The organism is Kribbella sp. VKM Ac-2568 (genome assembly GCF_004345365.1).
Taxonomy (GTDB): domain Bacteria; phylum Actinomycetota; class Actinomycetes; order Propionibacteriales; family Kribbellaceae; genus Kribbella; species Kribbella orskensis.
Genome location: NZ_SLVF01000021.1, coordinates 73,437 through 86,506, shown reverse-complemented (window position 1 = coordinate 86,506; position 13,070 = coordinate 73,437). Strand labels below are relative to the sequence as shown.

Sequence of the window (13,070 nt, the reverse complement as noted above, 5' to 3'; positions counted from 1 at the left end):
GGGTATTCGGCGAGGGACCTTCGACTGTCGTCATCAAGGGCTTCACGGAAGACCGGGTGAGCTGGACGAGTTCTGACTTCCGCTTCACCCGCCGGGCCAATACCGTCTACGCATTCCAGCTGGCCTGGCCTGACGACGGGCGCGCGGTGATTCGCAGCCTCGCAGACCATGAGGCGGTGACGAGCGTACGGCTGCTCGGCCACGGCCCGGTTCCTTTCGAGCAGGTGGACGGAATTCTGGTGGCCAGGCTGCCCGAAGCACCTCCGGTTAACGTCGCGAACTGCCTGGCACTCGACGTCCGAGCCGGCTGACATGCTGCGCACGGTCCGTGCCTCGGGCGGTAGAACGACGCTGTCGGAGGGGCCGGCCAGGCATCGATGGTTGCTGAACGCTAGCTACCTTCGCAGTCTCAGCGCAGACAACATGCTGCGGCCCTACCGGGCCGAGGCCGGCCTGTGGAGCTACTCCGGCTCGTGGGGCACGACAGTGGGCGGCGTCTCGCCCGATGGCCCGGAGACCTGGCACTGGGGCTGGGAGTCGCCGACCTGCGATCTGCGGGGCCACATCCTCGGGCACTGGCTCTCGGCGGCGGCGCGGGTCGGTGAATATGACCGCGAGGTGGCAGCGCGAGCCGCCACCATCGTCGGTGAGCTCGCGACCTGTCAGCGGGCCAACGGCGGGCAATGGGCAAGTTCGATTCCACCGGCGTACTTCGAACGCTTGGCGGCAGGTCGTGAGGTGTGGGCTCCGCAGTACGTCGTACACAAGACCTTGATGGGGTTGCTCGACCAGTTTCGGATCGCCGGCAATGAACAGGCGCTCGAGGTCGCCTCGGCCTTCGCGGGGTGGTTCCACACCTGGACCAGCGGACTGTCCCGGCAGCAGTTCGACGACATCCTCGATCGCGAGACGGGTGGCATGCTCGAGGTCTGGGCGGATCTCTTCGCGTTCACTGGTGATCACATCGCCGCGGATCTGATCGAACGGTACGACCGGCCCCGGTTCTTCGAGCCTCTACTCGCCGGTGCCGATGTGCTGACCAACAAGCACGCCAACACACAGATCGCGGAGATTCTTGGCGCCGCCAGGGCGTGGGAGGTCACGGGAGAACAGCGCTGGCGCGACATCGTCGAAGCCTTCTGGGACTCTGCTGTGGACGCACGCGGAACGTACTGCACCGGTGGTAGTAGCTGCGGTGAGGTGTGGCAGCCAGCCGGGGAACAGTCGGCACGTTTGCACGCGGTTCAGGAGCATTGCCTCGTGTACAACCTGATGCGCCTGGCCGCCGTTCTGTTCCGGTGGACAGGGGATCACCAGTACGGCGACTATTGGGAACGCAATCTGGCCAATGGGATCTGGGCGCAGCAACATCCGGACACCGGCATGCCCGCGTACTTCTTGCCTTTGGCAACCGGAAGCCACAAGCAGTGGGGGCGGCCAACTGAGGACTTCTGGTGCTGTCACGGCACCCTGCTGCAGGCACAGAGCTCGGTCGACGAGGCGGCGATGTATGTCGACGACCGGGGGATCACGGTCTGCCAGTACTTGGAGTCGGTCACGTCCTGGACTGACCTGTTCGGTGGCCGCGTCGAGCTCGCGATCACGGCGGACACCGAGCAGGGCGTCGCTCTCGGACAACGACAGACCTCCCACGCTGCCGCCGGAATCCAGGAGCTCGTGTCGCGGCAGTTGCCTGGCCGACGACCGAACGGACGCGTCTACGTCGTCGACGTACGGTGCGAGCAACCGTCGGCGTTCGAGGTCCGGCTTCGGATTCCGCTCTGGGCTGCCGCCTCGCCGACTGTCGAGATCGACGGGAAGTCATCTCCGGCCGATGTCCAGGAAGGCTGGATTGTGTTGTCCGAAGTATGGAGCGGACAACGCATCCGGCTGACGGTGCCGTCGGGCTTGAGTACGGTGCCGTTGCCCGACCGGCCGGACATGGTTGCTGTGCTCGACGGTCCGGTCGTCCTGGCCGGCCTGACCGAGCAGGAGAGCGTGCTGTACGGCGATCCCGCAGAACCGACCTCGTTCCTGACCCCCGACGGCGAGCGACACCACAGTTGGTGGCGGACCGGGACATACCGGACCTACGGCCGAAGCGGCGGCCTGCGCTTCATGCCACTGGCCGAGATTCGCGACGAGCCGTACACCGTGTACTTCCCAGTGCGGCAGTCGCAAACGACCCAGAAGGATGACACAGTCCAATGACATCCACCGAAAGTTGGCAGCCCTGCGCGGAGGCTTGCTGTCAGGGCCGTGAATTCGTCCAGGACCTTTGGGGCTGCCAGCGACGAGGATGCCGACCTCAGGGCAGGTCGGGGGTCTTGCGTGGTCGAGATGGTCGGCGAGGGGCGGCCTCCTGCGTGATGGGAGTTGCAGAATGCCGAACACGACAGCCGTCGGCTTTCGCCATGTAGCAGGGCATCAGCGGTAGCCGACAGCTCGCAGCTGCTCGGGCCCTCAGCCCTAGGGGTATCGATCTTATGCAGTCGCCGAGCCATGGCCGATGGGCCGTTTGCTGGCGGAACGACCGGGTACCGCAGCGCCACATCGCCCGGCAGCATGCGTTGCCTTGGCCTTGCAGCCCTCTGGTGCCCGGACTCAGGCATCGAATGCGAACGACGATGAGGTGAATCGCCCCGGGTTTCGTGGAGGCTCGGCTGGATGACCGACCACATCGGATCTGCGGCGGCCTTCGCGGTCCTCGGCATCGTCGCGCCGCTTGCCCTCGTCGGCCTCACGGTGCTGACCGCTCGACGGATCAGCGGCACATGACGCCGATCACGCGACACCGGTGACCTTCGACGCTGCCACGCCGCAAGTCGCACCCGGATCTGCCCAGCGCCGTGGTCGATGCGCTGGTACTGCGAGAACTGCCAGCTTCACCGCGCGCACGGCTCATCACGTGCAGCCTATGCAGCGCCACAGTCCTGCTCGGCGATGAGCTCATTTCCGCGATCGCGAGTCATCTCGCTTGCCTGATCGCCTGGTCGCCGGCGCAACGCCAGGGCACCGCAGGTCGCCGTCCGCACCGCCCCGATGGAAGCGAGGACTGGCGCACGGCAGGCGCCAGCCCGCACGGTTTGACGATTTCGTCACATCTTCGCCATCGCCACTAGCGAACAGTCATAAGTGACGATATCGTCAGTACTGCAGGAACATTACAAGAGACTCTCATTGGGCCCAGAACCTTACGAAGGTGGTAACTCATGACGCAGCACACGGACTTCTCCACGCGGCTGGATGATTTGCAGCAGCGCGTCGCGACGGCCAGGTCAGCGGTACAGGCTGCCGCGGCCGAGTCCGATGCACAGCTCAAGCAGCGGATCGATCGAGCTCAAGCCAACCTTGACCAGTCAGGCGAGAACGCACGGCAGGAGGCCTCGCAGGCCGCCGACAGCGCTCGGGCGAAGTGGGCGCAGTTGAAGGCTGACGCCGCGGCCAAGATGAGCGACGTCAAGGCGAACATCGACAAGCGGACCCGCCAGGGGGACGCCAAGGTCGCCGCCGACGACGCGGACTGGGCAGAAGCTGACGCGGCCGAAGCCCTCGACTTCGCCGACTGGGCGGTCGAGAACGCGCAGCTGGCGATGCTTGGTGCCATCGACGCCCGCGCCTACGCCGACAAGCTCGCCAAGGCCGCAGACAACTCGTAGTCCCTCAATCGAACTGGTGGCCACCAGGTCCCAGTTCTCCTGACAGCACTCGTGCCGCGGCGGCCAGGAATGGTTGACGTCTTGCCCGCGCGGCATCACCCAAAGGAGGTTTGCAATGACTAGTGATGTGAAGACCCCGGACCTGCTGCGCGGCACAATCCGGGACGGCGCCCAGGACGCGTCGGCGGTCAAGGTGCACGACTTCGCCTGGCTGGAGTTCGAGAAGCCGGATCTGGACCGGGACGAGGTCGAACAAGCAGCTGGCAACGCTGTTGTCGACGCATTCACCGTTCCCTGGAAGTCGGAGGTGCGGCCATGACTACCCCGCTCCTTGTTTCCTTGGCCGCGCTCATCGCTGTCGCCTTTGCGGTGCTGGGCGCAAGCAAGATCCGAGCCGTACCGTCGATGCAGGCCCGGGCCGCGCATGTCGGTTTCAGTGTCGGTGCCTACCAGCGCATCGGGGTCCTGGAGGTCGCGGGTGCCGCAGGAGTCCTGCTCGGCCTCGCGATACCCCCGCTCGGTGTGCTCGCCGCGGCGGGTTTGCTGCTTCTCATGGTTGGAGCCCTCGGCGCGCACCTGCGCCTGCACGACGGCGTAGCCGAGATGGCACCAGCGCTCGTCGTCACCGTGCTGCTCGTGGCCTATCTGTGGCTCGCCTTCGGCAAGATCTGACGAAGGGGCCGACATGACCAACCTCAGCCAGAACCTCACCGAGTCCGCCTCGATGTACCCGGATCACCCGGCCGTCCGGATGGATGACCACGTGCTGACATTCGCGGCCCTGGACGACGCCGCGTCCCGGATGGTCACGCTGCTGCGCGGCAGCGGTCTGGAGCCTGGCGACCGTGTCGGGCTGATGCTTCCGAACGTGCAGTTCGCGATCTCGTACTACGGCATCCTCCGGGCCGGCGGGGTCGTCGTGCCGATGAACCCGCTGCTTAAGAAGCGTGAGGTGGAGTACTACCTCCGCGACTCCGGCGCCAAACTGCTGCTTGCCTGGCATAACTGTGCCGCCGAGGCGGAGGCAGGTGCGAAGGCCGCGGGCCCCGACTGCATGGCGGTCGCGGCCGGGGACTGGGACTTCCAAGCCGCGCTGGCGGCGACGCCGCCCGCCACCGACCCGGTCAGCCGGTCCGACGACGACATCGCGGTGATCCTCTACACCTCCGGCGCCACCGGCAAGCCGAAGGGCGCAGAACTCACGCACGGCGGCCTGAACCGCAGCCAGGCGGTGACCGCACGGGCCCTGATCAACGCCGCCAGGGTCCTCAGCGGCGAGCGGATAGGGACACGATCCACGCCACCCGCGCTGCTGCCGTCCTTGCCGACACCGACGGCTCGCAGGCCAGCCCCGGTGAAGCTGAGGCGGCCATAGCGACCTGTTCGGCGGCATCCTGTCTCCGTCATCGCCGGTGCTCTTCTACCCGGTGCGGAACGGTCGCGCCCAGCCACTGGCTAGCGAGTACGGCAAAGGTCCCCGGCTCATTTGGGCAAATTCGCGGTGGCAGTGCATCGCCGACCGTGCCACCCCAGCCGGCCGGCTGCCCAACGCGATCGGACGATGGGTTGGTCTTACACACCGCTGCGAGGCGATCTCCTCGACCAGGCTGCACTGCACGGGGTCCCTCGGCCTAGTCGAGAGGCTCGGGCTCGAGCTGATCGGCGCCTGTCGCCGACCTGAGCGGCGGGGTGCCGCGACGGGGCGTGCGCTCGGCGGCGCCGCCTCGGCCGGGGTGGCCGTACGCGCTGACCGTCAGGTCCGGTCTGGCCTTGGTCTAGCCTGGGTGCGGGGCTGCACCTCATGTCCGGCCACCAGTGAATCGAAGGATCCTCCCCATGTCCTCCCATGCTGACACACAGCAACAGAGCGTCGCGGACGCGCTGGCGCGGCGGGTTGAGGCCCGGCGGGGCGCCGAATCCGTGTGGGTCGCGGCGTTGGGTGAACTGGCGGCCGTGGACCGGGCCGTGTATGAGGCTGTGGCGGATACCCCCACCCCGGAGCTGGACGGCCCCGTTCGCCGGCTCTCGAACGCGGCGAACTACTCGCGGCTATGGCTTGGTATCGCCGCCGTGATCGCCGGGCTCGGTGGCAGGCGTGGACGCCGCGCGGCGCTGGAGGGCGTGCTGGCGATCGGAGTTACCTCGGCGACCGTCAATCTCGGCATCAAGCCGCTTGCCCAGCGGCGGCGCCCGGATCGCGCCGGCCACGCCATGTTTGCGGCTCGCCGTGTACCGATGCCGCAATCCGACTCTTTCCCGTCCGGCCACGCCGCGTCGGCGTTCGCGTTCGCCTACGCGGTCGGCCGGCACCTGCCGGGGCTGGCCGTGCCGATCCGGTTGCTGGCCGGCGGCGTCGCCTACTCGCGAGTCCACACCGGCGTGCACTATCCGGGTGACGTGATCATCGGTTCCATCGTGGGGGCCGGAACCGCAGCGACAGTCGCTGCAGGGTGCGACCACATCTACCGACTGCAGGACCGAACTGCGAACGTCTGTAACCGGCAGCCCTGACGGGGCCTGCACCTCCTCGGCGTATCAGCCCTCTGGCAGCGGACGCGTTTCCCGAGTCGGCCGCTGTCGAGGGCCGGACGGGCGCCGGGGGTCAGCGGGCGATCGAGCGTGTAGGGGTTGTTCGACACGAGCACAACCGCGAGATGCTGGTGCTCGCGCCCCATATCGTCAACCAGTCGCAGCGCCGGCACCTGTGCGCTTGGGCGAGCACCTTCTCGGCGGTCTCCAGGAGCGTCCGCATCTTGGCATCGCGGTAGCCGGGACTGCGGACGGCTTCGCCGTAGATACCGAGCGAGACGTTGTTGAGAAACAGGCGGCCATTCACGTCCGCTACGTCGATCAGGCGCTCGATCCCGCCTGTGAACGCCTCGAGAGCGCCGAGCACATCGTGCGGATCCACCCCGAGATCGAGAGCGAAGTGGTTGCGCGTCCCGGCCGGCACGCACACGAACGGAAGCCCATGCGTGGCCGCCGCCGCCGCGGCCACGACCGCCAGCGACCCGTCGCCACCGGCAACCCACAGCGCGTCCGCACCATCGGCCACAGCTTCCCGGGCCAGCGCTTCCAGGCCCTGGCCCGGCGCAAAGATGACGGTCTCAATCCCTCGGTCGCGTGCCCGCTCGGCAACCGCAGCGCGTGCGGCAGTGCCTCCGCCAGATCTCGGGTGATAAACAACACCGGCCGTTGCGGGGGATCCGAGGACCGCCAGCCATGACGCGGCAACTCCGACACCATCCACAACATTCTCGCGCAACGACGGTAAGCGTGCTCTTCGATCTTGACCGGGCACGACACGCGGTCTCCGCCTGCGGGGTAGGGGCCCGTGGCCTCTGAACACTGGCTGTTGTCGAGACAGTTCAGTAGACGAGGCCACGAGCTTGAGCAACGATACGACGTTGCTGTTCGGGTTGGCAGGCGTGCGCGTAGAGCGTGTCGTGCTGCTGCCCGGCGGCATCCGGGAAGTGCATGTCCAGACCGCTGACGAGGGCGCCTCGGGCTGCCCGTCGTGTGGTGTGTTGTCGTCGTCGATGAAGGGCAAGGTGGCGACGGCGCCGCGCGACATCCCTTACGGGACTGGGCCTATCGAGGTGGTGTGGCACAAGCGCCGGTGGCGCTGCCGGGAGGTGTTGTGCGAGCGGCAGAGCTTCACCGAGACGACCGGTGAGCTGCCGTCGGGTGCGCGGACCACCCGGCGGCTGCGGCAGGCGATCGCGGTCGCGGTCGGGGGACGCGAACCGGGCGGTCAGTGAGGTGGCCGGTGCGTTCGGGGTGTCGTGGCCGACAGCGCATGCCGCGTTCGTTGAGGTCGCCGACAGACGGCGCGTGTCGGTTGGGTTCCGGCGTCGCCGTCGCGACTGCTAGCCCGGGCTTGCGAGAGCGCCGCGTGGTGGGCGGTCCGGTGACGCGCAGCGGGGCGAGCTCGTCGGCAACGCCTCCGAGCACGGCTGATCAGCGGGGAGCCAGTTTGGACGGTCGCAGAGTGCTCCCACACGGGAGTATCCGGAGGGCGAGAGCACGCCGGCCATGCCCTCGCAACTGCTGTGGCGTGGATCTCCTCACAACCGCGCGGCGTATTTCGTCATCCTGGCGACCCTATTCGATGAAAGTAAGTAGGACGATCATGAGTGGCTCGAGTCCCGTGGAGGTGGTGGTGATCGGTGCCGGCTACGCCGGCGCGATCGCCACCAACCGCCTGCTCGCCTCGCTGACCGAGGCCGAGCGCCGTCACCTGCGGGTGAGGGTAATCAACCCGCGCGCGGACTTCGTGGAGCGTATCCGGTTGCACCAGTTGGCCGCCGGCTCACGCGAGAGCGTCACGCTGCCGCTCGCTGACGTGCTGCACGAGGCCGCCGAGCTGATCGTCGGCAGCGCCAAGATGATCAATCCCGACGACCGCGAGGTGACCGTCGCGACGGCCGACGGAGAGATGATGCTGCACTATGACCATATGATCTACGCCCTCGGAAGCGTAGCCGCTGCTCCGGTCCCGGGCGCTCGCGAGAATGCGTTCCTGCTCGCTGACGTTGACGACGCCGAGCGCGCAGCCGCGGCCATCAACGGCTGCGACAGGGGACAGCAGGTGGTCGTCGTCGGCGGTGGCTTGACCGGGGTGGAGGCGGCGAGCGAGATCGCCGAACGGCACAGCGATGTGAATGTCATGTTGGTGTCGGCTGGTCCGGTGCTGGGGTTCATGCGGCCCGCCGCTCGACGATCGATCCTGCGCAGTCTCTGCCGCCTCGGAGTGCGCGTCGAAGCGGGCGTCGCCGTCAGCGCGATCGAGGGCGGCCAGATCAAATTGGCCGACGGCCGCGAGATCGACTTCGACGTGTGCCTGATGGCGGCATCGTTCGCGGTGCCCGACCTGGCAAAGGTCAGCGGATTGGCCGTCGACGATGCCGGGCGGCTGCGCGTCGATGAGTACCTGCGTGCGCTTGACGCACCGAGGGTTGTCGCTGCGGGCGACGCGATGGCCGCGCCGGACGTGGTTGGCAGGCACCTGCGGATGGGCTGCGCCTCAGCACTCCCGCTAGGTGCGCATGCGGCTGGCACTGTGTTGGCGGCAATTCGCGGTCAGGAACCCACCCGGGTGTCGGTGGGCTATGTGGTGCAATGCATCAGCCTGGGCAGACGGCGCGGCTATATCCAGGCAGTGCGGGCTGACGACTCGCCCCGGCCGTTTCATCTCGGTGGGCGTCCGGCCGCGATGGTCAAGGAGACTATCTGCGCAATGGTCTTGGACGCGCCCCGCAACGAGCGAACGAAGCCCGGCTCGTACACCAGCCCCAAGGGACCGCGAGTCGCCGCATGACCCGCATCCCAGAACCCGATGACAGCCCTGATGCGACAGGGGATGCCGCAGTTCGGCGGCGGCTGCTCGCCATCGCCTACAGGATGACCGGGTCACGTCACGACGCCGAGGACGTGGTACAAGAAGGCCTGGCGCGCTGGCACCAGCTCACCGACGACCAGCGGACATTGGTGCGGGAACCGCTGGCGTGGCTGACTCGGGTAGTCAGCCGGCTGTGCCTGGACCAGCTGCGGTCGGCCCGGGCACAGCGGGAGCAGTACCGGGGGATCTGGCTGCCAGAACCGCAGCTGGGTGACTCCGGGTTCGGGCCCACCGACCCGGCCGACCGCGTCACGCTGGACGATTCGGTCTCCTATGCGTTCCTGGTTGCGCTGGAGAAGTTGACCCCACCAGAGCGGGTCAGCTTCATCCTCCATGACGTGTTCGGCGTACCGTTCGCGGAGATCGCCGCAACAGTCGGGCGCAGCGCGGCCGCTTGCCGTCAGCTGGTGGTGACGGCGCGGGCACATCTGGCCGCCGAGCCGCGCTTCGACGTTGCCGGCGCCGAGCGTGACCGGGTAGTGGCCGTGTTCCTCGATGCCTGCCGCGGTGGTGACCTGCGCAGCTTGGTGGCGGTGCTCGATCCGGACGTGGTGTCGGTTGCCGACGGCGGCGAGCAGATCCGGGTCGCCCGCCGGCCGATCGTTGGCGCGGAGGCGGTGGCCACGTATCTGCTGGGCGTCCTCGCTACACAGGGCGGCCACACGACGATGTCGCTGGAGCAGATCAACGGCCGCGTCGGAATTGTGATCCGCGACGGCGTGGCACTTGTCGGCACAGTCGACCTCGCGATCGTCGGTCGGCGGGTTGCCCGGATAGCCATCCAGGTCAACCCGGAGAAGCTGGACGCGCACGGCGATGACTGAACGCGAACGGTTCGAGTACGTCGTTGTCGGAGAAGGCAACGCCAGCGCTGCTCTGACCGCGCGGCGGTTGACTGAGGACCCCGAGGTCTCGGTGTTTCTGCTAGTCGGCCCACCCGGGATCCGCATCCCCGCGGCGTTCCCGCAGCCGTTCAAAACCCGTTAGGACCTGCATTCCAAGGCCGCGGCGCGATGCGGCACCCCCGACCGTCTCATCGACACCACCAACTGACTTTTAGCTAGGAGACTCCATGTCAGCCCCGATGTCGCCCCGCCTCAAAAGCGCAGCTCTACGCGGAGCGTTCGCGCTGCCCAGCCCGGTGCGACGAATGCTCGCTGGGCGCGCCGTCGTCCTGGACGGCCAGCAGCTCGCTGTGGAGGCGCAGCTGCTGCTTCGGCTATTGCGCTTGGATGGCAGAGACGAGCTGTGGGCCGGGTCGGTCGCCGACTCACGAGCCGCGATTGAGGAGAGCGCGCAGATGGTCGGCGGCAAGCGGGTGCCGGTCGAGCGCCTGGAGACCAGCGTGCCCGGGCCAGGAGGCGAGCTGGCGGCACGGCTTTACACCCCTGCCTCGCTCGCGCCCGGCTCGGGTCTGCTGGTGTTCTTCCACGGTGGCGGCTGGGTGATCGGCAGTCTGCGCACTCACGACGCACTCTGCGCCTACCTTGCACATAACGCTCAGGTGCGGGTGCTGTCGGTGGATTGCCGGCTGGCTCCGGAGCATCCGTTCCCGGCTGCGGTACATGACGCCTACGCCGCCTACGACCATGCTGTCCGCATCGCCGAGAGCCTCGGCGCCGACCCGAACGCAGTGGCCGTCGGCGGCGACAGCGCAGGAGCCAACCTGGCGGCGGTGGTATCCGCCTCACCGGGCAGGCAGCCGGCATTCGCACTGCTGCTCTATCCGCGCGTCGACTTCAGCGCGCGACGTCGTTCGCACGAGCTGTTCCGCAGCGGCTATTTCCTCACCGCGCGCAGCATCGAGAACTTCGAGAGCCTCTACATCGATTCCGAGCACGAGGCGGATCCGCGCGCGTCGGTCCTGCTCACCGAAGATCTTGCCGGGTTCCCCGCGACCTACCTGAGCACGGCCGGTTTCGATCCGCTTCGCGACGAGGGCGAAGCGTTCGCAGCCCGGCTGGCCGATGCCGGCGTGTCAGTCGAGCTGAGCCGGCATCCGGACCTGATCCACGGCTACGCCAGCCTCTTCCCACTCGGCGGCCGGTTCCTGCAGGCCACCGCGGAGGCGGCCGATGCGCTGCGCACGGGGTTGGCCCGGCGGCCAGAGCGCCGGGACGGATTCCTTCGGCCTGGCGCTGGTCTCTAAGCGTTCAACCAGTACCCGCTTGCCGTCGGTCATCTGCGCGTTCTCCAGTGCGGCTCGTGAGGCGGGCGACCGACCCGGGCCAACGGGCTCGTCTCGCCATCCATGCGCAACAGACGAAGCAGCGGCTGCGCCTCCACCGTGAGCCGCTGGTCGTCCACGCAAACGGGCCGTCTGGCGAGCCGCTGCGGTCGGCATCGCCATCCAGACCAGGATCCGCAGGCCGGCCTCCAGCGGCGAGTAGCCCAGCCCGATCTGGAACAGCTGGGTGATCATGAACAGTGACCCGAGCAGTGAGATGAACTGGAAGAACGTCACCCCGTTCGCGGCCGTGAAGGCGCGACGCTTGAAGTACTCGAGCGGCAGCATCGGCGTACGGGTGCGCGATTCCCAGGCCAGGAATGCGGCCAGCAGGACCACACCGGTGGCGAGTGCGCCGATGACCTCGGGGCTGCCCCAGCCGGCGATCGGCGCCCGACAGGCGCCCAGGTCAGTCCGAACAGCGCTGCGCCAACCATCACGAGGCCGGGGAGATCCAGCTGCTGTCGCGGACCACGGCTCTCCTTCAGTAACCGTGTGGACAGCGCGGCGACAACAAGCCCTACTGGGACGTTGATCCAGAAGATCCATTGCCAGGAGATCCCTTCCACGATCGCTCCGCCCAGCACCGGACCAGCCGCGACACCGAGACCGGAGACGCCGCCCCAGATGCCGATTGCGGCGCCTCGCTTCTCGACCGGGAAGGCGTTACTGATCAGTGTCAAGGTGAGCGGCATGAGGACTGCGGCACCGACACCCTGCAGGACCCGCGAGGCGATCAGCTCGCCTGCTGTCGACGACAATGCCGCCGCCGCGGACCCGGCTGTGAACACGAGAAGGCCAAGAACATAGAGCCGGCGACGCCCGAAACGATCACCCAGCGATGCCCCGGTAAGCATCAGGCAGGCGAAAACCAGGTTGTAGGCGTTGATCGTCCATTCCAGATCGGACAGGCTCGCGTGCAGGTCCGACCGCAAGGTGGGAAGCGCAGTAGCCACCACGACGACGTCGAGCGAAGTGAGGAAAGCGCCGAGTGCGGCTAGCGCCAGCGTCCAGCCCTTCCGTGCGGGTGGAGCGGTACCGGCTACCGGCCTGCTTGGTATTGGGTGATCTTCATCAATCGGTGTAGTGGTCACCCTGGTAGAGACCCAGCAGCGAGTGCAAACGCATCGCATCGCATCGCATCGCATCGCACGACGGCGCCCGCGCCCCCAGGGCGTACAGAGGACCGGCTAGGCGACCGGGCGGCGCCCGAGAAATGCGATGAGCTGGTCACTCGGGCTGGCCAGAGGTGACACGGGGACCGGCGCGCCGAACAGCGACTCGCGCATCCAGTTGTCGACGACCAGCTGCGACAGGGTCAGCAAGCCGAGGGCGAGCCTCGCCGGAATCGGGTGGTGGTGGCCGCAGGCAACAGAAATGTCCCACCCGTGTACTGCGATCTCGACGGCGCCGGAAACCATCACCACGTCGCGCGCAATCAGCGAGCCGCCAACGGCAATCCGACCATCGGATTGCGGGGCGCCAGCGCACGTGTCGAGCAACTGGCGGGACCGCGCCCGGAAAGTCGTCACCAGCACGCTCGTCGGATCACGACATTCATCCAGTCCGTCCTGCTGCGGGCAGTGGTCGATGAATCCCAGTTCGACCCCCTGCTGGAGGTCCGTGAGAGAGCCGTTGACATGCGCGAGAAGCTCGTGGAGATCCCAGTCGCTGCAGGGTGTCGGCAGGGGACCGAAGCCGGCCACGACAGCGTCCATGCTCTCCTGCGTGTAGCAGATCGCCCGCTCCAACAGGCGAAGCGGACCACTCATGCCCTCCACAG

General features: G+C 67.5%; 15 protein-coding genes. 12 read left to right on the top strand and 3 right to left on the bottom strand.

Annotation, left to right across the window (positions count from 1 at the left end; all coding sequences use genetic code 11):
- The first annotated feature begins 56 nt into the window (after positions 1-56).
- The 7 genes from EV648_RS44880 to EV648_RS40195 all read left to right on the top strand — a co-directional run bounded on the left by EV648_RS44880 (position 57) and on the right by EV648_RS40195 (position 6,170).
- On the top strand, positions 57-311 hold the full coding sequence (locus tag EV648_RS44880) for an alpha-L-fucosidase C-terminal domain-containing protein (protein WP_255512897.1): 255 nt from the start codon (positions 57-59) through the stop codon (positions 309-311).
- A gap of 1 nt (position 312) precedes the next feature.
- Positions 313-2,211 carry a beta-L-arabinofuranosidase domain-containing protein gene (locus EV648_RS40220; RefSeq protein WP_132301345.1) on the top strand — a complete coding sequence of 633 codons (1,899 nt, stop codon included), beginning with the start codon at positions 313-315 and terminating at the stop codon, positions 2,209-2,211.
- A 1,001-nt stretch (positions 2,212-3,212) separates the two neighbouring features.
- On the top strand, positions 3,213-3,659 hold the full coding sequence (locus EV648_RS40215) for a hypothetical protein (RefSeq protein WP_132301343.1): 447 nt from the start codon (positions 3,213-3,215) through the stop codon (positions 3,657-3,659).
- A gap of 115 nt (positions 3,660-3,774) precedes the next feature.
- Positions 3,775-3,978 carry a hypothetical protein gene (locus EV648_RS40210; protein WP_132301341.1) on the top strand — a complete coding sequence of 68 codons (204 nt, stop codon included), beginning with the start codon at positions 3,775-3,777 and terminating at the stop codon, positions 3,976-3,978.
- A complete protein-coding gene (locus EV648_RS40205; protein WP_132301339.1) occupies positions 3,975-4,331 on the top strand; it encodes a DoxX family protein in 357 nt (118 codons plus the stop codon). Before EV648_RS40210 ends, EV648_RS40205 begins: the two co-directional genes overlap by 4 nt.
- Positions 4,332-4,344: 13 nt before the next feature.
- Complete coding sequence (locus tag EV648_RS40200) at positions 4,345-5,034, top strand: AMP-binding protein (RefSeq protein WP_132301337.1); 690 nt, start codon at positions 4,345-4,347, stop codon at positions 5,032-5,034.
- A gap of 461 nt (positions 5,035-5,495) precedes the next feature.
- Complete coding sequence (locus EV648_RS40195; RefSeq protein ID WP_132301335.1) at positions 5,496-6,170, top strand: phosphatase PAP2 family protein; 675 nt, start codon at positions 5,496-5,498, stop codon at positions 6,168-6,170.
- 91 nt (positions 6,171-6,261) lie between these two features.
- Here EV648_RS40195 and EV648_RS40190 read toward each other — a convergent pair whose 3' ends face one another.
- Positions 6,262-6,924, bottom strand: a complete 663-nt coding sequence (locus tag EV648_RS40190; RefSeq protein WP_199235110.1) for a diacylglycerol kinase family protein — start codon at positions 6,922-6,924, stop codon at positions 6,262-6,264.
- Positions 6,925-7,048: 124 nt separating this feature from the next.
- Between EV648_RS40190 and EV648_RS40185 the strand changes: the two genes are divergently transcribed.
- From EV648_RS40185 to EV648_RS40170, 5 genes are all read left to right on the top strand, one after another.
- Positions 7,049-7,420: a transposase family protein gene (locus EV648_RS40185; RefSeq protein WP_199235109.1), complete on the top strand. Its 372-nt coding sequence runs from the start codon at positions 7,049-7,051 to the stop codon at positions 7,418-7,420.
- A gap of 389 nt (positions 7,421-7,809) precedes the next feature.
- A complete protein-coding gene (locus EV648_RS40180; RefSeq protein WP_206751965.1) occupies positions 7,810-8,979 on the top strand; it encodes an NAD(P)/FAD-dependent oxidoreductase in 1,170 nt (389 codons plus the stop codon).
- A complete protein-coding gene (gene sigJ / locus EV648_RS40175; RefSeq protein ID WP_132301327.1) occupies positions 8,976-9,884 on the top strand; it encodes an RNA polymerase sigma factor SigJ in 909 nt (302 codons plus the stop codon). The genes EV648_RS40180 and sigJ overlap by 4 nt, the downstream gene beginning before the upstream one ends.
- On the top strand, positions 9,877-10,047 hold the full coding sequence (locus tag EV648_RS42930; protein WP_158294207.1) for a hypothetical protein: 171 nt from the start codon (positions 9,877-9,879) through the stop codon (positions 10,045-10,047). The genes sigJ and EV648_RS42930 overlap by 8 nt, the downstream gene beginning before the upstream one ends.
- Positions 10,048-10,132: 85 nt before the next feature.
- Positions 10,133-11,209 carry an alpha/beta hydrolase gene (locus tag EV648_RS40170; protein ID WP_132301325.1) on the top strand — a complete coding sequence of 359 codons (1,077 nt, stop codon included), beginning with the start codon at positions 10,133-10,135 and terminating at the stop codon, positions 11,207-11,209.
- 311 nt (positions 11,210-11,520) lie between these two features.
- On the opposite strand, the gene EV648_RS45485 is transcribed toward EV648_RS40170, so the two are convergent.
- Positions 11,521-12,420: an MFS transporter gene (locus EV648_RS45485; RefSeq protein WP_370452774.1), complete on the bottom strand. Its 900-nt coding sequence runs from the start codon at positions 12,418-12,420 to the stop codon at positions 11,521-11,523.
- Positions 12,421-12,477: 57 nt separating this feature from the next.
- Entirely contained in the window at positions 12,478-13,059 is a 582-nt protein-coding gene (locus tag EV648_RS40160) for a maleylpyruvate isomerase family mycothiol-dependent enzyme (RefSeq protein ID WP_241996088.1), read from the bottom strand.
- Positions 13,060-13,070: the final 11 nt, after the last annotated feature.